Source organism: Methylobacterium aquaticum (assembly GCF_016804325.1).
Classification (GTDB): Bacteria; Pseudomonadota; Alphaproteobacteria; order Rhizobiales; family Beijerinckiaceae; genus Methylobacterium; species Methylobacterium aquaticum_C.
Genome location: NZ_CP043627.1, coordinates 6,823,838 through 6,846,312, shown reverse-complemented (window position 1 = coordinate 6,846,312; position 22,475 = coordinate 6,823,838). Strand labels below are relative to the sequence as shown.

Sequence of the window (22,475 nt, the reverse complement as noted above, 5' to 3'; positions counted from 1 at the left end):
TGGAGATGATCCGTGACGCGCCCGATCCTCTGGGCCCTCGGCGTACTGGCCGGCGCCGTCGTCACCGGCGGGTCGGTGATCGAGCAGGTCGCCCGGATCGGGCGTGCCCCGGCCAGTGCCGCGGCCTCCTCGGCGACCGCGCCGGACCTCGCGCCCGGAACCGGCGGCAGCGTGACCCTGGCCCAGGACCTGCACGGCCATTTCCGGGCCCACCCGGAGGTCGAAGGGCAGGTGCTGCGCATGCTGGTCGATACCGGCGCCACGCTCTGCATCTTTACCCGCGAGGATGCTGGCCGGATCGGGCTCTCGGTCACCGATCGCGACTTCACCGACCGGGTCGCCACCGCCAACGGATCGGTGCCGGCGGCCCGCGTGCGGGTGCGGCAGATGCGGATCGGCGCGATCACGGTGCGCGACGTCGACGCCCTGGTGCTGCCGGGCGGGCGCCTCGAGGTCAGCCTGCTCGGCATGTCGTTCCTGCGCCGCCTGCGCGGGTTCGAGGTCGGGGCAGGCCGGATGATCCTCCGGGGGTAGAGATCCCTGCGGGAGCGGACATCCCGCGGGCAGGAGCGTGGTCCGGGCCGGGCGTCAGGTGCTCGGGCAGGCTCCGGCGTTGCTATTGCTCACGACGGTGGGCAGCACGACTTCCGGGTTCGACGTGACCGAGACGTTGTAGACCTTGCCGTTGCGCACCGGCCAGACCAGGGATTCGGTCATCGTGCCGAGATTGAACCGCCTGGCGAAGTCGGCAGCGAAGATCGGCTTGTAGGCCATGGTCAGTTCCACGACGATGTAGCGCGCGCCCGCCTTCCTGAAGGCCTCCGGCACCGTCGGCACGTCGGTCGGGCCGCTCGGGGCCGGCGCGCCGGCATTGCCGGCATCCACCCCGTAGGAGCACACCCTGGCCGTGCCGTTCGCGTCGTAGACGCCGACCGCCTTGGCGGCGATCCGCGCCGAGGCGCCGTCATAGGGGCCCAGCACCGCCCGCCCGGCCTTCACGATGGTGGCGAACTGGCTGGTCGAGACGTCGCCCCCCTCCCGCGCCAGCAGGTCCGCCACGGCGCGGGCCGACAGGGCCGCCTTGCGGACGTTGCCGACGTAGCCGGCCAGATCGGTGGTGCCGAAATAGAGCAGCAGGAGGAGCGGCAGCACCATCGCGAACTCGACCGCCGCGACGCCCTCCCGTGCGCGCGTGAACCGGGCGACGCCGCCCCCGAGACGACGCGCGAGGTCGTTCCGGATGGCGAAGGCCGGGCCCGGCTCCTGCGGCGCGCTCATTGGAAGGGCTCCGTGCGGAAGACCACGGTGCTCTGCAGCACCCGCTGGCCGTTCGTCAGGGTATCGGGATTGAAGATGCCGAAGAACACCGGGAACTCGACCGCGGCCTGCACGATCACGATCTGGTTCGAGCCCGGGTTCTGGTACTTCGTGCCGAAATCGGGCCGCCACTCGCGCCTGGCGCTGTCGATCGGGCTCGGCGGCGAGAGGTCGGCGCCGTCGCCCACCACCAGCACGTCGACCTTGAGGGTGCTGCACGAGAAGATCGGCACCGGGCTGGTGCAGATCGCATCCTTGAACTTCTGCAGGGCGACCGCCCCCGGATCCGCCGACAGGGCGGCCTGGAACTGACCGGTATAGAGCTGGCGCGAGGCGCTCGAGACCGCGTTGTCGAAGACCTGTCCGGCGAAGAAGGCGAGAGCGGTCTCGACGATCGCCGCGACGAGGCACAGGAACGGCATCGCGATCAGCCCGAATTCCACCGCGGTCGCCCCCTCGCGGGCGGACGGGAACCGGGCGATCTGCGTGCCGATCCGCCTGCGGAGGGCGGCGGCCCGTCCGGCCGGCCTTTCGACGGCATCGCGCGGGTGGGAGCGGGGCATGGCGCGGTTCGGCTCCGGATAGAGGCGGCGGGGACGGATCCGGGGCGCGCCCGCGGGACGACGCCTCGCGGACGGTCCTGATCGCCGGCTGCGGCAGGGCATTCCGTGAGGGAACCCTACGGGCCGAAGCGTTGCGGATCGGTTGCGCCGATCGCCGGGTGTCAGCGCCCCGGGGCGGCCCCCCCGGCGGCCCCTGCGCCCCCGGTCGCCATCGAGTTGCGCTGGCCGGTCTGCGCGCTCACCTCGGAGAAGTAGCGCTGCGCGTCGCCGAGCTGCACCGCCGGCTGGCAGGCCGGCGTGCAGGAATAGGATTCGCGATCCAGGCCGCGCTGCACCGTGACGACCGACGGGCTGCCGGCCCGGACGCTGATCGCGGATTCCGCCAGCATGGTGCCCGCCGCGTCCAGGGCGATGAGGTTGGTGCTGCCGAAGCTCTTGCCGGTCAGGACCACGACGCCGTTCCGCTGGAGCGACACGTCGGCGATGATCGGGTTGCCGACGATCACCGTGGCGGTCCGCTCCGGCAGGCGGATCACCTTGGCGTTGTCGACCGAGACCGTCACGGTCGATCCGTCATTCGCGCCGGCGGCGGCGGGGACCATGAGCAGGGCGGCCAGAAGACCGGCGGCGACGGGCAGGCCCGCTGCACGCGGAAGGCTCGAATGGCGGGGCGGGCTCATCGGCAATCGGTCTTTCGGGCGCGTCTCATGACGGTCGACAGTCAAGCGCCGGACGGTTGACAAACCGCTAAGCCCGTCCCGACGACCCGACGTCACGTCGCCCGCCAAACCGGTACGCCGATCGTTAACCAAGGCCGCGATTTCAATTCAGCTACGCTGCAGCCACGATCGTTTTAACCCAACCTCAACGTGGCCCTCCTAGCGTGTCGTCAGTCCCGATCGGCGCCAGTCGATTGTCGACGGACTAACCGAGACCACTGAGGCGGGAACCGAGTTATGATCACCAAGCTGAAGCGTTTCGTCAGCGACGAGTCCGGCGCCACCGCGATCGAGTACGGCCTGATCGCCACCCTGATCGCCCTGGCCGTCATCACCGCCGCCACCACGGTCGGCACCAACCTGGGCCTCCAGTTCAACAAGATCGCCAACAGCCTCAAGTAAGCGCGGCGCTCGATCGCGCGGCGGTCGAGTTCTCGCTCCTGGAAGTCGAATGGGCGGCGTCTCGTTCGACGGGTGGGCATCGGCCCCATCGGGCGATGCACCCTGAATGGTCTTCGTTGGACGTCTTGGGCCGGCCCGCATTCGGCGGGTCGGCGCGTCCCACGCGGTGCGGGCATCGAGACCGCCCCTTCACGGGCGCTCCGACCCCGCATGCCCGCCTTCCTGCCGCGAGCCCGCATGGCCAGCCTCTGCCTCCTCGTCGCGTTCCCGTTCCTGATGGCCTATGCGGCCGTGAGCGACATCCTGACGATGACGATTCCCAACCGGCTGAACGCGGCCCTCGTCGCCGCCTTCGCGGTGCTCGCCGTCGCGGCCGGGCTCGGCTGGGCGCAGGCCGCCGAGCATGCCGGAGCGGGCCTCCTGGTGCTGGCGGTCGGGTTCGCGCTGTTCTCGGCCGGCGTGATCGGCGGCGGCGATGCCAAGCTGGCGGCGGCGACCGCCCTGTGGCTCGGCTACAGCTCGCTCCTCGACTACGTGGTGATCGCCTCCGTGTTCGGCGGCGTCATGGCGCTCGCCATCCTGGCGATGCGCCGGCATCCCCTGCCCGGCTTCGCGGTGGCGTGGCCCTTCGCCCTGCACCTGCACGACCGTTCGGTCGGCATGCCCTACGGCGTCGCCCTCGCGGCCTCCGCCCTGGTCACCTGCCCCTCCGCCCCGCTCTGGCGCCTCGCCCTGGCGGGCTGAACGGCGCCTACGGTCACGCGGCGACATCGGCATCCGGTTCGGGACGGGAACGACGGCGCATCCGAGGTATGCACGCCCCGCGCCCGCATTCGCCATCCGGGCTCACGCCACGGCATCGCTCGCGACCAACCGTTAACCCTAAGCGCGATTAACCTTAATTTGAGGAATGTCGGATGAAGTGCGGCTAAGGGCCGGCGCCGCGCCGCCCCTCGTCCGTTCACTCGTTGGCGCCTCATGAAGTCATCGCGCTTGCTCCTGATCAGCGTCGCTGTCGTGACCGGCATGGGTGCCTTCGTCATGATGAGCGGCCGGGAGCCCCCGCCGGCGCCGCCGGTCGTGGCCGTCGCCCCGCCGCCCCCGGCGATCGAGATGGCGGAGGTGCTGGTCGCCGCCGCCGAACTGCCGATGGGACAGACGATCAAGCCGGCGGATCTGCGCTGGCAATCCTGGCCGAAATCCGCCGTGAGCGACGGCTCCCTCCAGCGCGGTTCCGCGCCGACGGCCCTCGAGGACACGGTGGGGTCGATCGTGCGCAATCCGTTCCTCTCCGGCGAGCCGATCCGGCGCGAGAAGCTGATCAAGGCCAACGGCAGCGGCTTCCTGTCGGCGATCCTGCCCTCCGGCAAGCGCGCCGTCGCGATCTCGATCGATGCCCGCGGCTCGAACACCGCCGGCGGCTTCATCCTGCCGAACGACCGGGTCGACGTGCTGCGCACCGCCCGCGACGAGGACGCGTCCCGCTCCGGCACCGGCGACGTCCAGACCGCCGCGACGATCCTGACCAACATCCGGGTCCTGGCGGTCGGCCAGACGGTGCAGGAGCGCAACGGCGAGCGGGTCGTCACCGGCGACACCGCGACGCTCGAACTGACCCCGGCCCAGGCCGAGGCCGTCACCCTGGCCCAGAAGGTCGGCCAGCTCTCGCTGACCCTGCGCAGCCTCGCCGATGCCGGGCAGGCCGCCCCGGACGCGCCGGAGCCGCAGACGGCCGAGAATGGCGGTCTCACCGTCGTGCGCTACGGCGTCAGCAAGCAGATGCCCCGCCGATGAGCGGGTCCGCCTTCGACCGCCGCGCCTCTTCCTGCCCCGCGAGTCCCCGTTCCATGACGAAGCCCGAGCGTCCCGCGGCAGCCCATCGCCCCGCCATCCGAAGCCTCGTCGCGCGTGCCGCCTGCATGAGCGCCCTGGCATTCCTCGCAGCCGGCCCCGCCGCGGCGCTCGACGGCATCGGCCTGCGCGGGACCGGCCAGCGCAGCGGCCTCGCGCCGGCGCCGGTGGTGAATGTCGGGCCCAACGAGGCCGACGTGTCGCGCCGCGTCGACCTCACCATGGGTCGCTCGCTGGTCATCGACCTGCCGCGGGACGCCAAGGAGGTGTTCGTCGCCAACCCCAAGGTGGCGAACGCCGTCGTGCGCTCGACCCGCAAGGTGTTCGTCATCGGCATCGAGAACGGCGCCACCTCGATCTTCGTGATGGACGGCGAGGGCCGCCAGATCGCCGCCCTCGACGTCACGGTCGGGCGCGACCTCAACGTGCTGCGCCAGACTCTGGCCGGCAGCATCCCGGGCGGCCGGTTCGACGTGCGTCCGGCGGGCGATTCGGTGCTGCTCACCGGCATGGTCGGCTCGGCCCAGGAAGCCCAGCAGGCGATCGACATCGCCAACGCCTTCGTGGGCGTCGGCGGAGCCGCGGGGGGCACCCGCGGCGCGGTGATCAACAACCTGACGATCCGCGGCAAGGACCAGGTGATGCTGCGCGTCACCGTGGTCGAGGTCTCGCGCCAGGTGCTCAAGCAGTTCGGCATCAACCTGAATGCCAACTGGAGCAACATGAACTTCGTCAACACGCTGCCGTTCCCGCTCAGCGGCGGCGCGTTCCCGCCCAACAACCTCCTGCAGGGCACGGTGAAGACGGGCGGGTTCTCGCTGCAGGCGACCCTGAAGGCCTTCGAGCAGGCCGGCGTGTCGCGGGTGCTGGCCGAGCCGACCCTCACGGCGATCTCCGGCGAGGCCGCGAACTTCACCGCCGGCGGCGAGATCCCGGTCCCGACCAGCCAGAACTGCACGGCGGTGATCGCCTCGAACTCCTCGAACTGCTCGGTCGGCATCGAGTACAAGCCCTACGGCGTCGCCCTCAACTTCACGCCCGTGGTCCAGTCGGAGAACCGGATCTCGATCCGGGTCGGCACCAACGTCACCGAGCTCGATCCCCAGAACGCGATTCCCGTCTCGAACGGCAACAACACCATCTCGGTGCCCGGCGTCACGGTCCGCAAGTCCGAGACGACCGTCGAGCTCGCCTCCGGCGGCACGATGATGATCGCCGGCCTGATCCAGCAGCGCAACCGCCAGGCGATCGGCGGCCTGCCCGGGATGCTCAACCTGCCGATCCTCGGCGCCCTGTTCCGCTCCCGCGACTACCAGCGCCAGGAGACGGAGCTGATGATCATGGTCACGCCCTACATCGCCAAGCCGATGGACCCGGGCGAGGTGCGCAAGCCCGACGACGGCTTCACCGAGGCGAGCGACGGCCAGTCGGTCCTGCTCGGGCGCTTCAACCGGCTCTACGGCGTGGTCGGCGCCGCCCCCCTCGGGGCGGGCTATCGCGGCCGCGTCGGCTTCATCACCGACTGACGTCAAGCCGCGCGAGGCCCGCGCGGGACCCCGCGCACCCTGCCCCGAAATCCCCGCTCCGAGACCCCGGCCCGCCGAGGCAGATCCCCGCCATGACCCGCATCGCCCTCCGCCTGATCCTGCTCGCCGCCTCGGCCAGCCTCGCCGCCTGCGCCTCCAAGGGCGGGCTGACCACGGGCTCGACCGGCCCGTCGACTGTCGCCGAGCGGCATCCCTACGTCCTGTCGGATTCGCCCCGCACCCTCGACGTGTTCGTCACCGGGACCGGGCATGTCGATCCGCGCCAGGCCGACGACGTCGACGCCTTCCTGACCGAGTACCGCCGCTACGGCCGCGGCGTCCTGGTCCTGGAGGTGCCCCGCGGCTCGCAGGTCCCGGGCGTCGCGGTCGAGCGCACCCTGGGGAGCGTGCGCGCCCGGGCCGTGACCCGGGGCGTCGGCCCGCGGGAGATCGTCGTCGCGCCCTACCCGGTCGCCAACGTCGCGGTGAGCGCGCCGGTGCGGCTCAGCTTCCAGCGCATGCAGGCCAAGGTGGCGGGCGGCTGCGGGCTCTGGCCGCAGGATCTCGGCTTCAGCGATCCGGGCTTCAACGCCCGCAACGAGACCTACTGGAACTTCGGCTGCGCCACCCGCTCCAACATCGCGAGCCAGATCGCCGATCCCGTCGACCTGGTGCGGGGCCGCCAGGAGGGCCGGATCGACACGGTGAGCCGGACCCAGAACCTGACCGACCTGCGCACCGGAAAGGATCCATCAACCACTTGGAAGCAGGATGGTCGCGCGAGCGTCAAGAGCCAGGTGGGACAGTGAGATGACGACGGGCCGGACCAGGGCCGCTCCTGCGACGAGGCGCCCCCGCGCCGACCGGGCCGAGGGACCATCTTCCTGCGGGCGGGGAGCGCACCATGTCTGAGCCCGGCGAGTCCACCGGCCGGGTCATCCCGCCGGTCCCCCGCATCACCGTGCAGGCCTTCTGCGAGAGCACCGAGGTCGCGGCGGTGATCGAGGCGGCGGCCGGCGACCGGCGGATGCAGAAGGCGCATGCCCGCGTCCAGATGGGCGGCGCCCCCGCTGCCGTCGAGGCCTTCCGCAGCGCCCCCACGCCCAACGTCATCATGGTGGAGATCGGCGCCGGGCGGTCCCATCCCCTCTCGGCCCTCGACAGCCTCGCCGAGGTCTGCGACGCCGGCACCAAGGTGGTAGTGGTCGGCCACGTCAACGACGTGGTGCTCTACCGCGAGTTCGTCCGCCGCGGCGTGAGCGAGTACCTGATCGCGCCGATCGATCCCGTGGCGGTGATCGCGGCGATCTCGGAGCTGTTCAGCGATCCCACCGCCGAGCCCCTCGGCCGGACCGTCGCGGTGGTCGGCGCCAAGGGCGGCGTCGGCGCCTCGACGCTCGCCCACAACATCGCCTGGTCGGTGGCCCGCGACTTCGGCACCGCGACGGTGATTGCCGACCTCGACGTCGCCTTCGGCACCGCCGGCCTCAACTTCAACCAGGACCCGCCGCAGGGCGTGGCCGAGGCGGTGTTCGCCCCCGAGCGGGTCGACGCGAACTTCGTCGACCGGCTCCTGTCGAAATGCACCGACAACCTGAGCTTGCTCGCGGCGCCCGCGACCCTCGACCGCCCGACCGACTTCTCCGAGGGCACCTTCGACGGCGTGATCGACGTGCTGCGGGCGAGCGTGCCCTGCATCGTCCTCGACGTGCCGCATGCCTGGTCGGCCTGGTGCCGGCGCATGCTGATCGGCGCCGACGAGATCGTGGTGGTGGCCGCCCCCGACCTCGCCTCCTTACGCAACGCCCGCAACCTGTTCGAGGTGCTGCGGACCGCACGGCCCCACGACCGCGCCCCGCGCCTGCTCCTCAACGGGGTCGGCATGCCCAAGCGGCCGGAGATCGCGGTCGCGGAATTCGCCAAGGCCCTCGACGCCCCGGTCGCCGCCGCGGTGCCGTTCGAGCCGGCCCTGTTCGGCACCGCGGCCAATAACGGCCAGATGCTGGCGGAGGTGCAGCCCGGCTCCAAGGTCACCGAGATCCTGAGCGAACTCGCCGGCGGCCTGATCGGGCGCGCCGAGACCCGCCGCGGCCGGGGCAACCCGCTGCAGCCGCTGCTCGCCCGTCTCGCCCGCCGCAAGGCGTCGTGAGCCGGACGGGACCGTCCACCCCGCGATCCGGAGCGCCCGTCCGGATCCCCCGCAAGCCCGCGTCGTAGGAAGGCCGCTGATCCCATGTTCGGCAGGAGACCCGGAGCGACGGCGCAAAAGGCGCCGGCCCCGCGCCCCGCCGGCCCCGCCCCGGTTCTCCCGGCGGCGACCGCGCCGGTGTTGCAGGACGGAAAACGGGCCGAAGCCGCCCCGACCCCGCCCCGCGAGGTGCAGGCCCCGCCGGAAAACGCCCGCTCCGACGAGTATTACCGCACGAAGAGCATGATCTTCGGCGCGTTGATCGAGGCGATCGACCTCACCCAGCTCGCCCGGCTCGAACCGGACGCGGCGCGGGAGGAGATCCGCGACATCGTCATCGAGATCATCGGCCTCAAGAACGTCGTGATGTCGATCGCCGAGCAGGAGGAACTGCTCGACGACATCTGCAACGACGTGCTCGGCTACGGGCCGCTCGAACCGCTGCTCGCCCGCGACGACATCGCCGACGTGATGGTGAACGGCGCCAACCGGACCTACATCGAGGTCGGCGGCAAGATCCAGCTGACGAACGTGCGCTTCCGCGACAACCAGCAGCTGATGAACATCTGCCAGCGGATCGTCAGCCAGGTCGGCCGCCGGGTCGACGAATCCTCGCCGATCTGCGACGCGCGCCTGCCGGACGGCTCGCGCGTCAACGTGATCGCGCCGCCGCTCGCCATCGACGGCCCGGCGCTCACCATCCGCAAGTTCAAGAAGGACAAGCTGACCCTCGACCAGCTCACCCGCTTCGGCTCGATCTCGCCCGAGGGCGCCAAGATCCTGCAGATCATCGGGCGGGTCCGCTGCAACGTCGTGGTGTCGGGCGGTACCGGCTCGGGCAAGACCACGCTCCTCAACTGCCTCACCCGCTACATCGACGACGACGAGCGCATCATCACCTGCGAGGACGCGGCCGAGCTGCAATTGCAGCAGCCCCACGTCGTGCGCCTGGAGACGCGCCCGCCCAACCTCGAGGGCCAAGGCCAGGTCACGATGCGCGACCTGATCAAGAACTGCCTGCGCATGCGGCCCGAGCGGATCATCGTCGGCGAGGTGCGCGGGCCCGAGGCCTTCGACCTGCTCCAGGCGATGAATACCGGCCATGACGGCTCGATGGGGACGCTGCACGCCAACTCGCCGCGCGAGTGCCTGGGGCGCATCGAATCGATGATCGCGATGGGCGGCTTCAGCCTGCCGGCCAAGACCCTGCGCGAGATGATCGCCGGTTCGATCGACGTCATCGTGCAGGCCGCGCGCCTGCGCGACGGCTCGCGGCGCATCACCCACATCACCGAGGTGATGGGGATGGAGGGCGACGTCATCATCACCCAGGACCTGTTCATCTACGACATCGTCGGCGAGGACGCGACCGGCAAGCTGATCGGCCGCCACCGCTCGACCGGGATCGGCCGGCCGCGCTTCTGGGACCGGGCCCGCTATTACGGCGAGGATCGGGCGCTCGCCGCTGCCCTCGACGCGGCGGAAATCCGGGCGGAGGAGCCGGCATGACGCCGCGCGCGACCGCGGGGGGCACCCGTGATCGAGCTCGACGCCGCGATCGCGGCCGGCCTGCTCGCGGTGAGCGCGGTGGCGCTCGCCTCGGCGGTGGTGGTCCCGCTCCTGCCGAGCGAGGCCCGGGCCAGCAAGCGCCAGCAGGCCCTGGTGGGCCAGCGCCAGGCCGCCGAGCGCGTGCAGGCGGTGAGCCGCCGCGACCAGGTCGCCAAGAGCCTCAAGGAGATCGAGGACAAGGAGAAGAAGGTTCGCGTCAGCCTCGACCTGCGGCTGACCCAGGCGGGCCTGTCCATCGGCAAGAAGCAGTTCTACGTCTTCAGCGCGCTCGGCGGCCTCCTGGTCGGGGTCTTCGGCCTGCTGTTCAGCGGCGACATGCTGATGGCGCTCGGCCTGGCCTTCGCGGCGGGCCTCGGCCTGCCGCGCTGGATCCTGTCCTACCTGCGCAAGCGCCGGATGGCGCGCTTCATCCTCGAACTGCCCAACGCCATGGACGTGATCGTGCGCGGCATCCGCTCGGGTCTTCCGGTCGGCGACTGCCTGCGGATGATCGCCCGCGAGGCGAACGAGCCGGTCAAGAGCGAGTTCCGGGCGATGGTCGAGGCCCAGGCCGTCGGCGTCTCGCTGGGGGAGGCGGTGGGGCGCCTCTACGAGCGGATGCCGGTGCCGGAGGCGAACTTCTTCGCCATCGTGATCGGCATCCAGCAGAAATCCGGCGGCAACCTCTCGGAGGCCCTGGGCAACCTCTCGCGGGTGCTGCGCGAGCGGCGCAAGATGGCCGAGAAGGTGAAGGCGATGAGCATGGAGGCGAAGGCCTCGGCGGCGATCATCGCCTCCCTGCCCTTCGTCGTCGCCGGGCTGGCCTACCTCACCAGCCCCGACTACATCTCGCTGCTCTGGACCACCTCGACCGGTCACATCGCGCTTGCCTGTTCGGCCGTGTGGATGGTGGTCGGGGTCTTCGTGATGAAGCAGATGATCAGCTTCGACATCTGACCCTCGAATATTTCCGACCTTTGTCTGATTTCCGCGGAGGCGGTGCGTGTCGCTCCTGTCCCAGCTCATCGACCCGTACGTCATCGGCGCGATGCTCGCCGCCATCGCCGCCGCCGCCACGGTCTTCACCCTGGCCCAGCCCTTCGTCGAGCCTGACCGGCTCGGCGCCCGCCTGAAGGGCGTCGGCAAGGAGCGCGACCGCATCCGCCTGCGCGAGCGGGAGCGCCTGAACCAGAAGGCATCCCTGCGCCAGGAGCCCAAGGCCTACATGAAGCGGGTGGTCGAACGGCTGCATCTCGGCGACTGGCTCGGCACCGAGCACGCCAAGAACAGCCTGATGATGGCGGGGCATCGCGGCCCGCAGGCCGAGATCGGGTTCCTGTTCTTCCGCCTGGTGGTCCCGATCGCCTTCTTCGTCCTGGCGGTGTTCTACCTGTTCGTGCTGGAGGTGGTGAAGCAGCCGGTGCTGATCCGCTTCGGCATGGTGGTGGTGGCGCTCTATCTCGGCATCAAGGCGCCCGAGCTGTTCCTGCGCAACCAGATCTCCAAGCGCCAGGCGATCATCAAGCGCAACTGGCCGGATGCCCTCGACCTCCTGCTGATCTGCGTCGAATCCGGCATGGCGATCGAGGCGGCGTTCCGGCGCGTCGGCGTCGAGATCGCCAACCAGTGCATGACGCTGGCCGAGGAGATGGCGCTGACCACCGCCGAACTGTCCTATCTGAGCGACCGGCGCATCGCCTACGAGAACCTCGCCAACCGCACCGGCCTCGAATCGGTGAAAAACATCACCACGGCGCTGATCCAGGCGGAACGCTACGGTACCCCGGTCGGCCAGGCCCTGCGGGTGCTGTCCCAGGAGAGCCGCGACCAACGGATGAACGAGGCCGAGAAGAAGGCCGCCGCCCTGCCGCCGAAGCTCACCGTGCCGATGATCCTGTTCTTCCTGCCGGTGCTGTTCGTGGTGATCCTCACCCCCGCCATGGTCCAGGTGTTCAGCGTCAAGTAGGGGCCGGACGGCATCGGCGCGGCGGCGGGCGCCCTCGCCGACCGCCGGATTCCGTGTACGACTCCGCCGCGCCACGAGGCGTAATACCGACGGTCGTTGGAAACGACCTTTGGTTCCGTTCGCGAATTTTCGTCAAGCCTCTGGCTTGGCACAGAAAATTCGAGATGGCTCAATGGCCCGATGCGTCAGCATCTTGGGCCATTGGTATAAGCGGGGACGAAAAGCCGGATGACCAAGACCGAGGAACGCGACCGGGCCTTGCAGGCCCGCTACGGCGCGGGTGCCGCCGCTCCCGACATCGCCTGGAACGACGTCGTCGCGGGGCTGCTCGCCCACCGCACCGTGCGGGCGTTCCGGCCCGATCCGCTCCCCGACGGGACCCTGGCGACGCTCGTCGCCGCGGCGCAATCGGCGCCGAGTTCGTCGAACCTCCAGACCTGGAGCGTCGTCGCGGTGGAGGACGAAGCCGCCAAGAGGCGCCTGGCGCAGGTGGCGGGCGGGCAGCGCCACGTCGCCGAGGCGCCCCTGGTGCTGGTCTGGCTCGCCGATCTGGCGCGCCTCGGCGCCCTCGGCCGCGACCAGGACAAGCCGACGGACGGGCTCGACTATCTCGAGATGCTGATGGTCGGCGTGGTCGACGCGGCTCTGGCGGCCCAGAACGCCACCGTGGCGCTCGAATCCCTCGGCCTCGGCTCGGTCTATATCGGGGCCCTGCGCAACGACCCGGAGGCGGTGGCCGAACTGCTCGGCCTGCCCCCGAACGTGGTCGCGGTGTTCGGGTTGTGCGTCGGCTGGCCCGATCCGGAGCGACCGGCCGCCGTGAAGCCGCGCCTGCCGCAAGAGGTCGTGCTGCATCGCGGCCGCTACGACCCCACCCTCGCGACAGGGGCGATCGCGGCCTACGACGCGGCGATGGCGGTGTTCCAGGCAGGCCAGCGCATGCCGGAGGTCGGCTGGAGCGGGGCCGCCCTGGAGCGGGTGCGCGGCCCCGGCTCGCTCAGCGGCCGCGACCGGTTGCGCGGGATCCTGGAGCGGCGCGGCTTCGGGCTGAAATAAACTTGCGTCCGCCACTCCGAACGCTTTTTCGTTGATCGCCGCACTCGTTCTTTATAAAGAACGAACCGTGATGGCGCGAGACCGGGAGTGCGACGTGGCGGACGAGAACAGGCGGGCGGAGACGATCGCCGCCGCGAACGGGATCGGGACGGACACGGCCTTCGGCGCGGTGACCCCGCCGCTCTACCTCTCGACCACCTATACCTTCGCGGAGTTCGAGAAGGCGCGGGCCTACGATTACGCCCGCCTCGGCAACCCGACCCGCGACCAGCTCGCCGACACCCTGGCGAAGCTGGAGGGCGGGGCCCGCGCGGTGGTGGTGTCGAGCGGCATGGCGGCCCTCGACCTCGCCCTGTCCCCGTTGCGTCCCGGCGACCTCCTGGTGGCGCCGCACGATTGTTACGGCGGCACCCACCGGCTGCTCTCGATGCGCGCCGCCAGGGGTCACTACCGCGTCGCCTTCGTCGACCAGACCGACGAGGCCGCGCTGAACGCCGCCCTGGCCGAGGGCGCGCGGATCGTGCTGACCGAGACGCCCAGCAACCCGCTGATGCGCATCACCGATATCCGCCGCGTCGCCGCCCTGGCGAAGGCGGCGGGTGCGCTCTTTATCGTCGACAACACCTTCCTGTCCCCGGCCCTGCAGCGGCCGCTGGCGCTCGGCGCCGACCTCGTCGTCCACTCGACGACGAAGTTCCTCAACGGCCATTCCGACGTGATCGGCGGCGCGGTGATCGCCGCCGACGCGAGCCTCGGCGACGAGCTCGCCGCCTGGGCCAACACCGTCGGGGTCACCGGCTCGCCCTTCGATGCCTACCTGACCTTGCGCGGCGTGCGCACGCTGTTTCCCCGCATCGAGCGCCAGAGCCGCAACGCCGCCGCGGTCGCCGCCTTCCTCGACGCGCATCCGGCGGTGGCCCGGGTCTATTATCCGGGGCTTCCCGGCCATCCCGGCCACGCGCTCGCCCGAAGCCAGCAGAGCGGCTTCGGGGCGATGCTGAGCGCCGAGCTCGCCGGCGGGCGCGAGGCGGTGCGCCGGCTCGTCGGAGCCTTGCGGGTCTTCAGCCTCGCCGAGTCGCTCGGCGGGGTCGAGAGCCTGATCGCCCATCCGGTGACCATGACCCATGCCGCCATGGATCCGGAGGCGCGGGAGCGGGCCGGCGTCGGCCACGGGCTGGTGCGGCTCTCGGTCGGGCTGGAGGCGGAGGAGGATCTCCTGGGCGATCTCGCCCAGGCGCTCGACGCGGTCGCCCGCTCCTGACGGGCCGCGGGGCTTCGGTGCGCTAGATCTGACATGACCCGCCCCGACACCCCGAGCGAGCGATGACAGACGGTACGATGCGCCTCGGCGCCTTCTTCTACGCCACCGGCCACCACGTCGCCGGCTGGCGTCACCCGTCGAGCGAGGCCGATGGCGGGATCGTCCTCGACCGCTATGTCGGATGGGCCAAGCGCGCCGAGGCCGCCAAGTTCGACCTGATCTTCCTCGAGGACGGCACCGGCATCCGCGATGCCGACCTGCGCTCCAGCGAGCGCACCGCCCGCTCGACCCATTTCGAGCCCGTCACCCTGCTGTCGGCGTTGGCGGCGGTCACGAGCCGCATCGGCCTCGTCGCCACCACCTCGACGAGCTTCAACGAGCCCTACAACGTCGCCCGCCGCTTCGCCTCCCTCGACCACTTGAGCGGCGGCCGCGCCGGCTGGAACCTCGTCACCTCCGCTACCGACCTCGAAGCTGCGAATTTCGGCAACGACAAGATTTCCCGCCACGCCGATCGCTACGAGCGGGCGGAAGAATTCGTCGACGTGGTGCTGGGCCTGTGGAACACTTGGGACGACGATGCGGTCGTGATCGACAAGGCCTCGGGCCAGTTCTCGAAGCCCGACGGGTTCCGGCCCCTCGACCACAGGGGCAAGCATTTCGAGGTCCGGGGTCCGCTCAACATCGCGCGCACGCCGCAGGGGCAGCCGGTGCTGGTCCAGGCCGGCTCGTCGGGTCCGGGCAAGGATCTGGCGGCGCGCACCGCCGAGATCGTGTTTACGGCGAACCAGACCCTCGACGAGGCAGTGGAGTTCGCCCGCGACCTGAAGGGACGGATGCCCCGCTTCGGCCGCTCGCCCGACGACCTCAAGGTCATGCCCGGGCTGTTTCCGGTGGTCGGCCGCTCCGAGGCGGAAGCGCGGGACAAGTTCGAGGCCTTGCAGGCGCTGATCGACCCGGTGGTGGGGCTGGCGCTCCTCGGCCGCATGGTCGGGCACGACCTCTCGGGCTTCGATCCGGACGGCCCGGTGCCGGACCTGCCCGCCACCGAGGGGCTGAAGTCGCGCCAGCAACTGATGCTCGACCTCGCCCGGCGCGAGGGATTGAGCCTGCGCCAGCTCTACCTGCGCATCGCGGGCGCCCGGGGCCACTCCCAGATCATCGGCACCCCGACGCAGATCGTCGACGAGATGGAGGCGCGCTTCCGGGCAGGCGGCGCGGACGGCTTCAACATCATGCCGCCGACCCTGCCGGGCGGGCTCGACGACTTCATCGAACTCGTTTTGCCCGAGCTGCGCCGCCGCGGCCTGTTCCGGACCGAGTACGAAGGCACCACCCTGCGCTCCCATCTCGGTTCGCGCCCGCCCGCCGGCTACGGTCCGGGACAGGCGGCTCGCGGATAAAATACTCCCAGGGACCTTTACAGGGTTCCGCTGCGTTTGCCGTCCGGGCGGTCGCCCGGACGGAGAGTATTTCTGATGACGAGTCATGCCGGCGCCCGCTTCGGGCTCGCCCTGTTCCTCCTCGCCGGTGTCGCGCCGGCCACCGCCCGCGCCGAAGGCGCTCCTCAAGGGGCCCCTGCCCGCCTCGACAAGGTCGCGAGCTTCGCTCACCAGGTCACCGGCGTCACGGTGGCGCGCGACGGCCGGATCTTCGTCAACTTCCCGCGCTGGAGCGAGGACGCGCCGGTCTCGGTGGCGGAAGTGAAGGACGGCAAGCCGGTGCCTTATCCGGATGCCGGCTGGAATTCCTGGCGCAACGCGAAGAAGGACGAGATCGACCCCAAGTCCCACTTCGTCTGCGTGCAGAGCGTGGTGGCGGATGCCCAGGACCGGCTCTGGGTGGTGGATGCCGCCGCACCGGCAATGGGAGCGGTGGTCAAGGATGGGCCGAAGCTCGTCGGCATCGACCTGAAGACCAACCAGGTGGTCAAGACGATCCCGTTCGATACCGCGACGGTGCTGCAGGCCTCCTACATCAATGACGTGCGGATCTCGCCCGATGGCAAAACCGCCTATCTCACCGATTCCGGCGCCGAGGGTGCCCTGATCGTCGTCGACATCGACAGCGGTGCGGCGAGGCGCGTCCTGTCGGGCCACGCCTCGACCATGCCGGACAAGAGCGTGACCGTGACCTATGACGGCCGACCCCTGCGGCGGCCGGACGGGCGCGGCGTCGAGTTCTCGGCCGACGGCATCGCCCTCTCGCCGGACGGCAAGACGCTGTACTGGCAGGCGATCAAGGGCAAGACGCTCTACAGCCTGCCGACCGAGGCGCTCACCGGCTGGGCGACCGCCACCGTCGTGCCCGAGATGTTCACCGACCGGACGCTGGGGTCCAAGATCGTCACGGTCGGCGAGAACGGACCGGCCGACGGCCTGCTGATCTCCCGCAAGGACGGACGGATGTACGTGACCTCGCCGCAGGACGACGCGGTCAAGGTGCGCGACCTCGCCAATGGCGGCGCCGGTCTGACCACCCTGGTCCAGGACAGGCAGCTGCGCTGGCCCGACACCTTCAGCGAAGGCCCGGACGGCACGATCTACGTCACCACCTCGCACATCCAGGACTCGGCCGACTACAAGCCCGGCGCCCCGATCAGTCTGCCGACGGAATTGTGGGCGATCCGGACGGGACCGGCGGCGACGGGGTCGACGGGCGCCGCGCCGGCCCGATAGGGGCTTCCCGCCGCGTGGGGTGACGGAAAACATCCTTCCTCCGCCCGCGCCGCTACAACCCCCTGGAAAAGAGCGGCAACCTGTGCTGGATATCCCAGCGTAGCAGCCGTGGAACGCGCAGCGTCGTCGGCCAATCCGGAGACGCTGTCTGGTCGTGTGCAGGTCCGGAGAGAGCACAGCCACGACCCGGCCGCGCCTGACGCCGGCCGCGCTCGCGCGCCGCGCCGCCGGCCTCGCGCGCGGCGAGCGCCTCACGGTCATCGGCCTCACGCGCGACGGCGTCGGCGAGGCGCTGGCGGCCGGCGAGGTCGATCGCGCCGCGCTCCTCGTCGCCACGGAAGATCCACGCAGCAGCGCCGCGGTGATCGACCGCCTGCTCGACGATCTCGCCGAGCTGGCGCTCGCCCGTTGGCCGGATTGGCGCGACGACGCGGCGCCGGACGTCTCGGCTTCCGATGTCTCGGCACCTTGGCGCAAGGCGGCGGCGACGGCGGCGGCCTCCGGGCGGCCGCCCAGGTTCCGCAGGATGGCGCGGGCGCTCGAATGCGGGCAGCTGCTGCGGGCGGTCGATCCCGGCAGCGTGATCCTGGTGGCGGAGGTCGATCCGGTCTCGCCGGCGCGGGCGCGGGCGGTGATCGAGGCGCTGGAATGGTGCGCAGGCCACGGCGCGGCCTGCCTGTTCGCCCTGCCGGCCGAGCCGCCCGACACCCCGCCCTACGACCGCATCCTCTACGGCGCCGTCGCGATCGGCCGCGCAAAGGCGCCAGTGGCGGAGCGGTTCATCGCGCCGCGCTCGCGCGCCCACCCGGCCAGCGAATCCGAGCGGCGGGTCGAGGCGGCGCTGGCGGGCGACCCGGAACTCGCCGGCCTGTTTGCCGGCAACGAGCTCGTCGCGGTGGCGGGCCACGGCCGGCAGCCGCGGGTCGACCTGGTCTGCCGCCGGCACCGCATCGTCGTCGAGATCGACGGGCCGGAGCACCAGGCGAGCCCGAAATTCGGCCAGGACCGCCACCGCGACTACGAATTGCTGGTCGCCGGCTACCTCGTGCTGCGCCTCACCAACGACGAGGTCGCGGCCGACCTGCAGCGCGCGGTCGAGAAGATCCGCGCCGTGGTCCGGCTGCGCCGCCTCCCCTCGACACACCTTTCTTTCGCCGGAGACACGACCCGATGAGCGAGACGCCGACGCCGGCTCAGGCGCTGATCCTCTGGCGCCTGCTCGGCCGGCAGGGCACCGCGCTCAACAGCGAGATCAAGCCGGAGAAGGCCCCGCGCGACGCGCTGCAGAAGGCCGGGCTCCTGGCGGTGGAGAAGGAGGGGCGCTCCTCGCGGCTGACCGTGACCGACAAGGGCTGGCACTGGGCCGGCCAGCACCTGCGTGATCCCCTGCCCCCGGCCATGCGGGTGCTCCAGGACTGGCTCACGCGCCTGCACCACCACCTCGACGTGACGGGCGCCACGCTCGCCGAGTTCGTCGGCCCCGCCCCGGAGCGGGTTCCGCCGGAGCCGAAGGCTCGAAAGGCCAAGACCCCTCCGAAAACCAGGACGGCTCCGAAAGCCGAGGCAGTCCCGCCCGATCCGGACCGGCTCCGCGCCCGGATCGAGCAGGCCTATCTCGCCTGCACCGGCGGCCGGAAGGCCGCGCCCGTGCGCCTCAGCGCCCTGCGCGGCGCGCTCGCCGACCTCGACCGCGCCACGGTCGATGGCGGGCTGGCGGCGATCCTGAGCGGCGACCCGAGCATCCGGCTCACCCGGATCAGCGACCCCAAGGCCCTCGACGACGCCGAGCGCGAAGCCGCCTTCGATCCCGCCGGCGAGCCCTTCCACGAGATCTGGATCCACGCATGAGCGACGCCCTCGACGCCCTGCGCCGCGTCAACTTCGACTGGGTGCGCACCCTCGACAGCGTCTGGCTCGATGCCGAGCCGACCGGGGCACCGAACGAGGCACTGATTCCGGGGCTCGTCGCGGCGCTCAACGCGCAGGAGCAGGGCAGCCGCCCGCGCGGCCGGGTGCTCGTCGGCGAGCCGGGCATCGGCAAGACCCACCTCGTCGGCCAGATCCGGCGCGAGGTCTGGGAATCCGGCGGCTGGTTCGTGCTCCTCGACGTGCTGGGGCTGACCGATTTCTGGCGCAGCGCGGCGCTGAGCTATCTCACCGCCCTGATGCAGCCGATGCCGGACGGACGACGCCAGTCCGATGCGGTGCTGGCCGGGGTCGCGCGCCGCTTCAAGGTCGAGGGGCAGGTCGAGCAGGCCTTCAACACGCCCAACATCGACACCCGGAAAATCGTCGACCTGCTGGTCCGGGCGCTGATGCACGTCGATACGGTGCGGGCGCTCAAGCACCAGGACGTCTTCCGGGCCCTGTGCCTGCTGCGCTCGCAGGACCTCGCCGCCGTCGGCCTCGCCCATGCCTGGCTGCAGGGCTACGACGCCGATCCGGCCGCCCGGGCCGGCCTCGGCTTCACCATGCCGCCGCCCCCGCCGGTGGAACTCGTCCGCGGCATGGCGTGGATCATGGGATTGAGCGGCCCGACCCTCGTCGCCCTCGACCAGATCGACGGCGTGGTCGATGCGAGCCGCCTGACCCTCGACGACGATTTCGAGGCCGGCCCCGGCCTCGCCGAGATGCTGGCCGCGGGCTTGATGGAGCTGCATGACGGCGGCGGCCGCGGCATGACGCTGGTCACCTGCCTGACGGATTCGTGGCGGCGGCTGCAGGAGCGCGGAATGAAATCCGCCTTCGACCGGTTCGAGCCGCCGATGCTGCTGACCGGGATGAACACGCCGGCGGCGACCGCCGCGCTGATTCGTGGCCGCCTCGCGCCCGCCTATGCCGAGGCCGGCTTCACGCCGCCTTCCCCGACCTGGCCGTTCAGCGAGACGGCCATCGCCGCCGCGTCCCGCGTCGCGATGCGGCCGCGCACGCTGCTGATGCGATGCGACGCCTTTCGCCGCGACTGCCTGGCTCAGGGCATCGTCGCGCCCTGCGACGACCTCAACGAGCCGACCGTCAAGACGCCGCCACCCACCCAGGAGCCGATCTTCGACCTCGACGAGGCTTGGCGCAACGCCGACCTCACCGGCCTCCTCGACGACGAGGATGCCGGGCTCGGCGAATTGCTGCGCGCCGCCTTCGATCTCTACGCCCTCGAGGACGACCCGCACGACGCGGTCGACGTGGTGAGCAAGGGCGAGCCCGAGCAACGGCTGCCGCCCCTGCACGGACGGCTCACCTTCCTCCACCGCGACGAGAACGACCGCGAGCGCCACGTCTGCTACCGCGCCCTGCTCCAGCCGCATCCGATCGCCTTCCAGGCCCGCCTGCGCGCCGCGCTCACCGCCTCGGGCATCTCGTCCAAAATTCCGGGCCGGGACTTGCTGCTGGTGCGCCGCGGCCCGGTGCCGGCGGGCACCAAGACCGGCACCCTGGTCAGCCGTTTCGTCGCCGCGGGCGGCATGCTGATCGACCCGTCGGACGACGACCTGCGCACCTTCGTGGCCCTGCGCTCCTTGCGCGACGGGGCGTTGCGGGACGGGTGCTTCGACCGGTTCGAGGGCTGGATGCGCGAGACCCTGCCGGTGCGCGGGACCGCGTTCTTCCGCAGGATCGGCCTGTCGGGCGACGGCGCGGAGGCGCAAGGAGGGCGGGGGCGGCGTGGCCGTGACGTCCCGCCGCCGCTGCCGCCGCGCCAGCCGGGACGATCGGCCGATTCGTCGGATCCAGGTCCCGAGCCGGAGACGAGGCCGGCCGGCACCGAGCCCGGCACGTCTGCGCGGCTCCCCCCGGAGACCGCGCTGCGCCCCGCCGTACCGACCCATGCCTTCGAGACGGTGGCGCGGGTCGCAGACGCCCCGTCACCTGAGAAACCCGCCCCCAAGGAGCCCGCCCCCAAGGAGCCGATGCCCCGGCGGGTAGCTCCCCCGCTCCCGCCGGAATCGGTCCCCGACGCCATCCCGGTCGGCCACCGCATCACCCCCGACGCGCCCGCCGTCGCCCTGCCCTTGCGGCTCCTGCCGCGCCACACCGCGATCATCGCCGGCTCCGGCTCGGGCAAGACCGTGCTGCTGCGGCGCCTGGTCGAGGAGGCGGCGCTCGCCGGCATCCCGGCGATCGTGGTCGATCCCAACAACGACCTGTCGCGCCTCGGCGATGCCTGGCCGGAGCGACCGGACAAATTCACGCCGGAGGACGACCGCAAGGCCGGTCTCTACGCCGAGCGGGTCGAGGTGGTGGTGTGGACGCCGGGCATCCATGCCGGCAACCCGCTCTTCCTCCCGGCGATGCCGGACCTCGCCGCGAGCGACGACCGCGACGAGCGGGCCCAGGCGATCGAGATGGCGGCCGAGACCCTGGGTCCGCTCGCCGGCGCGACGAAGAACCTCCAGCGCGGCGTCCTCGCCGATGCCCTTCGGGCCTTCGCGGGCCGGGGCGGCGGGACGCTCGGCGCCTTCACCGAGCTGCTCGCCGATCTGCCGGACGGCACCAGCCAGATCGGCAAGGCGACGAATCTCGCCGCCGACATGGCGGACCAGCTGCGCGCCGCGGTGGCCACCAACCCGCTCCTGCGGATCGAGGGCGCGGTGCTCGATCCCTCACGGCTGTTCTTCGGCCCGGACCGCGACAAGACCCGGATCTCGGTCGTCAACCTGTCGGGCCTCGCCTCGGAGGCGGCGCGGGAGGATTTCGTCAACCGGCTCCAGATGGCTTTGTTCGGCTGGATCAAGAAGAACCCGTCGCCCCGGGGCCTGCTCTACGTGGTCGACGAGGCGCAGACCTTCCTGCCCTCGGGACGCACGCCGCCGAGCCTCGGCAGCGGCATCAAGCTGGTGGCGCAGGGGCGCAAATACGGCCTCGGGATGATCGTGGCGACGCAGGTGCCGCGGGGCATCCACAACCAGGTCGTGTCGAACTGCACGACGCAGTTCTTCGGCCGCCAGAGCGCCCCGGCGACCATCGCGGCGGCCCAGGAGATCATGGCGGCGAGCGGCGGGGCGGCACCCGATATCGGCCGGCTCGGGGCGGGCGAGTTCTACTTTGCCACCGAGGGCTCGGGGCGGCCGGCGAAGCTCCGCACGCCGTTCTGCCTCAGCCACCACCCGGCGAACCCGCCGACGCCCGAGCAGGTGATCGCCCGGGCCAGGGCGAGCGCCGGCGGGATGGAGGCCGCGCGGGACGGATGAGTCGTTCGAAAGGCATCCCGTCGCGTCCTTGAGCGGGGCCGGATTCCGCAGCGTGTTCGCGATGGCGCAGCAACCGTCGAGCGGGCGATCGAACGCTGCTCGAACCGGCGCACGCGATTTCATCCAGGCGGGTCCGGCTTAACCGTGATGCCATTTCGTCCGCCTTGAGCCGGCAGGACGAAGCCTCTAGCCAGGGCGGGAAACTGCTTCTCTC

20 protein-coding genes are annotated in these 22,475 nt (G+C 71.2%); 17 read left to right on the top strand and 3 right to left on the bottom strand.

Annotated features, from left to right (window positions below):
- Nucleotides 1-12 precede the first annotated feature (12 nt).
- On the top strand, nucleotides 13-534 hold the full coding sequence (locus tag F1D61_RS31670) for a retropepsin-like aspartic protease family protein (RefSeq protein WP_203155858.1): 522 nt from the start codon (nucleotides 13-15) through the stop codon (nucleotides 532-534).
- A gap of 54 nt (nucleotides 535-588) precedes the next feature.
- On the opposite strand, the gene F1D61_RS31665 is transcribed toward F1D61_RS31670, so the two are convergent.
- The 3 genes from F1D61_RS31665 to F1D61_RS31655 all read right to left on the bottom strand — a co-directional run bounded on the left by F1D61_RS31665 (nucleotide 589) and on the right by F1D61_RS31655 (nucleotide 2,560).
- Nucleotides 589-1,278 (bottom strand): TadE/TadG family type IV pilus assembly protein, encoded by a 690-nt coding sequence (locus F1D61_RS31665; protein WP_203155857.1) that lies wholly within the window; start codon nucleotides 1,276-1,278, stop codon nucleotides 589-591.
- Nucleotides 1,275-1,880, bottom strand: coding sequence for a TadE/TadG family type IV pilus assembly protein (locus F1D61_RS31660; RefSeq protein WP_203155856.1), 606 nt, complete (start codon nucleotides 1,878-1,880; stop codon nucleotides 1,275-1,277). The genes F1D61_RS31665 and F1D61_RS31660 overlap by 4 nt, the downstream gene beginning before the upstream one ends.
- Nucleotides 1,881-2,041: 161 nt before the next feature.
- Nucleotides 2,042-2,560 (bottom strand): pilus assembly protein N-terminal domain-containing protein, encoded by a 519-nt coding sequence (locus F1D61_RS31655; protein WP_432443190.1) that lies wholly within the window; start codon nucleotides 2,558-2,560, stop codon nucleotides 2,042-2,044.
- Nucleotides 2,561-2,836: 276 nt separating this feature from the next.
- Between F1D61_RS31655 and F1D61_RS31650 the strand changes: the two genes are divergently transcribed.
- The 16 genes from F1D61_RS31650 (at nucleotide 2,837) to F1D61_RS31575 (ending at nucleotide 22,261) form a co-directional block, all read left to right on the top strand.
- Nucleotides 2,837-3,001 (top strand): Flp family type IVb pilin, encoded by a 165-nt coding sequence (locus F1D61_RS31650; protein ID WP_203155855.1) that lies wholly within the window; start codon nucleotides 2,837-2,839, stop codon nucleotides 2,999-3,001.
- A gap of 237 nt (nucleotides 3,002-3,238) precedes the next feature.
- On the top strand, nucleotides 3,239-3,745 hold the full coding sequence (locus F1D61_RS31645) for an A24 family peptidase (RefSeq protein WP_203155854.1): 507 nt from the start codon (nucleotides 3,239-3,241) through the stop codon (nucleotides 3,743-3,745).
- A gap of 234 nt (nucleotides 3,746-3,979) precedes the next feature.
- Nucleotides 3,980-4,795 (top strand): Flp pilus assembly protein CpaB, encoded by an 816-nt coding sequence (cpaB, locus tag F1D61_RS31640; protein WP_203155853.1) that lies wholly within the window; start codon nucleotides 3,980-3,982, stop codon nucleotides 4,793-4,795.
- Between the two features lie 125 nt (nucleotides 4,796-4,920).
- Nucleotides 4,921-6,378 (top strand): type II and III secretion system protein family protein, encoded by a 1,458-nt coding sequence (locus tag F1D61_RS31635; protein WP_203159375.1) that lies wholly within the window; start codon nucleotides 4,921-4,923, stop codon nucleotides 6,376-6,378.
- A gap of 92 nt (nucleotides 6,379-6,470) precedes the next feature.
- On the top strand, nucleotides 6,471-7,187 hold the full coding sequence (locus F1D61_RS31630; protein WP_203155852.1) for a CpaD family pilus assembly protein: 717 nt from the start codon (nucleotides 6,471-6,473) through the stop codon (nucleotides 7,185-7,187).
- A 95-nt stretch (nucleotides 7,188-7,282) separates the two neighbouring features.
- Nucleotides 7,283-8,527: an AAA family ATPase gene (locus F1D61_RS31625; RefSeq protein WP_203155851.1), complete on the top strand. Its 1,245-nt coding sequence runs from the start codon at nucleotides 7,283-7,285 to the stop codon at nucleotides 8,525-8,527.
- A gap of 84 nt (nucleotides 8,528-8,611) precedes the next feature.
- Nucleotides 8,612-10,075, top strand: coding sequence for a CpaF family protein (locus F1D61_RS31620; protein WP_203155850.1), 1,464 nt, complete (start codon nucleotides 8,612-8,614; stop codon nucleotides 10,073-10,075).
- A gap of 27 nt (nucleotides 10,076-10,102) precedes the next feature.
- Complete coding sequence (locus F1D61_RS31615) at nucleotides 10,103-11,071, top strand: type II secretion system F family protein (RefSeq protein WP_203155849.1); 969 nt, start codon at nucleotides 10,103-10,105, stop codon at nucleotides 11,069-11,071.
- 91 nt (nucleotides 11,072-11,162) lie between these two features.
- Nucleotides 11,163-12,080 carry a type II secretion system F family protein gene (locus F1D61_RS31610; RefSeq protein ID WP_203159374.1) on the top strand — a complete coding sequence of 306 codons (918 nt, stop codon included), beginning with the start codon at nucleotides 11,163-11,165 and terminating at the stop codon, nucleotides 12,078-12,080.
- Nucleotides 12,081-12,308: 228 nt separating this feature from the next.
- Nucleotides 12,309-13,136: an NADPH-dependent oxidoreductase gene (locus F1D61_RS31605; RefSeq protein WP_203155848.1), complete on the top strand. Its 828-nt coding sequence runs from the start codon at nucleotides 12,309-12,311 to the stop codon at nucleotides 13,134-13,136.
- Between the two features lie 70 nt (nucleotides 13,137-13,206).
- Nucleotides 13,207-14,397, top strand: coding sequence for a cystathionine gamma-synthase (metB, locus tag F1D61_RS31600; RefSeq protein ID WP_203155847.1), 1,191 nt, complete (start codon nucleotides 13,207-13,209; stop codon nucleotides 14,395-14,397).
- Nucleotides 14,398-14,459: 62 nt separating this feature from the next.
- The gene (locus F1D61_RS31595; RefSeq protein ID WP_203155846.1) at nucleotides 14,460-15,800 is read left to right on the top strand and encodes an LLM class flavin-dependent oxidoreductase; all 1,341 of its coding nucleotides are present in this window, start codon (nucleotides 14,460-14,462) and stop codon (nucleotides 15,798-15,800) included.
- A 75-nt stretch (nucleotides 15,801-15,875) separates the two neighbouring features.
- Complete coding sequence (locus tag F1D61_RS31590) at nucleotides 15,876-17,075, top strand: L-dopachrome tautomerase-related protein (protein ID WP_203155845.1); 1,200 nt, start codon at nucleotides 15,876-15,878, stop codon at nucleotides 17,073-17,075.
- A gap of 154 nt (nucleotides 17,076-17,229) precedes the next feature.
- The gene (locus F1D61_RS31585) at nucleotides 17,230-18,249 is read left to right on the top strand and encodes an endonuclease domain-containing protein (RefSeq protein ID WP_246775636.1); all 1,020 of its coding nucleotides are present in this window, start codon (nucleotides 17,230-17,232) and stop codon (nucleotides 18,247-18,249) included.
- The gene (locus tag F1D61_RS31580) at nucleotides 18,246-18,923 is read left to right on the top strand and encodes a hypothetical protein (protein ID WP_203155844.1); all 678 of its coding nucleotides are present in this window, start codon (nucleotides 18,246-18,248) and stop codon (nucleotides 18,921-18,923) included. Before F1D61_RS31585 ends, F1D61_RS31580 begins: the two co-directional genes overlap by 4 nt.
- Entirely contained in the window at nucleotides 18,920-22,261 is a 3,342-nt protein-coding gene (locus tag F1D61_RS31575; RefSeq protein ID WP_203155843.1) for a helicase HerA domain-containing protein, read from the top strand. The genes F1D61_RS31580 and F1D61_RS31575 overlap by 4 nt, the downstream gene beginning before the upstream one ends.
- Nucleotides 22,262-22,475: the final 214 nt, after the last annotated feature.

What these genes read in the sequence shown, in the direction of transcription:
- F1D61_RS31665 (WP_203155857.1), bottom strand. Translation starts at nt 1,278, where the DNA reads ATGAGCGCGCCGCAGGAGCCGGGCCCGGCCTTCGCCATCCGGAACGAC.
- F1D61_RS31660 (WP_203155856.1), bottom strand. Translation starts at nt 1,880, where the DNA reads ATGCCCCGCTCCCACCCGCGCGATGCCGTCGAAAGGCCGGCCGGACGG.
- F1D61_RS31655 (WP_432443190.1), bottom strand. Translation starts at nt 2,560, where the DNA reads ATGAGCCCGCCCCGCCATTCGAGCCTTCCGCGTGCAGCGGGCCTGCCC.
- F1D61_RS31650 (WP_203155855.1), top strand. Translation starts at nt 2,837, where the DNA reads ATGATCACCAAGCTGAAGCGTTTCGTCAGCGACGAGTCCGGCGCCACC.
- F1D61_RS31645 (WP_203155854.1), top strand. Translation starts at nt 3,239, where the DNA reads ATGGCCAGCCTCTGCCTCCTCGTCGCGTTCCCGTTCCTGATGGCCTAT.
- cpaB (WP_203155853.1), top strand. Translation starts at nt 3,980, where the DNA reads ATGAAGTCATCGCGCTTGCTCCTGATCAGCGTCGCTGTCGTGACCGGC.
- F1D61_RS31635 (WP_203159375.1), top strand. Translation starts at nt 4,921, where the DNA reads ATGAGCGCCCTGGCATTCCTCGCAGCCGGCCCCGCCGCGGCGCTCGAC.
- F1D61_RS31630 (WP_203155852.1), top strand. Translation starts at nt 6,471, where the DNA reads ATGACCCGCATCGCCCTCCGCCTGATCCTGCTCGCCGCCTCGGCCAGC.
- F1D61_RS31625 (WP_203155851.1), top strand. Translation starts at nt 7,283, where the DNA reads ATGTCTGAGCCCGGCGAGTCCACCGGCCGGGTCATCCCGCCGGTCCCC.
- F1D61_RS31620 (WP_203155850.1), top strand. Translation starts at nt 8,612, where the DNA reads ATGTTCGGCAGGAGACCCGGAGCGACGGCGCAAAAGGCGCCGGCCCCG.
- F1D61_RS31610 (WP_203159374.1), top strand. Translation starts at nt 11,163, where the DNA reads ATGCTCGCCGCCATCGCCGCCGCCGCCACGGTCTTCACCCTGGCCCAG.
- F1D61_RS31605 (WP_203155848.1), top strand. Translation starts at nt 12,309, where the DNA reads ATGACCAAGACCGAGGAACGCGACCGGGCCTTGCAGGCCCGCTACGGC.
- metB (WP_203155847.1), top strand. Translation starts at nt 13,207, where the DNA reads ATGGCGCGAGACCGGGAGTGCGACGTGGCGGACGAGAACAGGCGGGCG.
- F1D61_RS31595 (WP_203155846.1), top strand. Translation starts at nt 14,460, where the DNA reads ATGACAGACGGTACGATGCGCCTCGGCGCCTTCTTCTACGCCACCGGC.
- F1D61_RS31590 (WP_203155845.1), top strand. Translation starts at nt 15,876, where the DNA reads ATGACGAGTCATGCCGGCGCCCGCTTCGGGCTCGCCCTGTTCCTCCTC.
- F1D61_RS31580 (WP_203155844.1), top strand. Translation starts at nt 18,246, where the DNA reads ATGAGCGAGACGCCGACGCCGGCTCAGGCGCTGATCCTCTGGCGCCTG.
- F1D61_RS31575 (WP_203155843.1), top strand. Translation starts at nt 18,920, where the DNA reads ATGAGCGACGCCCTCGACGCCCTGCGCCGCGTCAACTTCGACTGGGTG.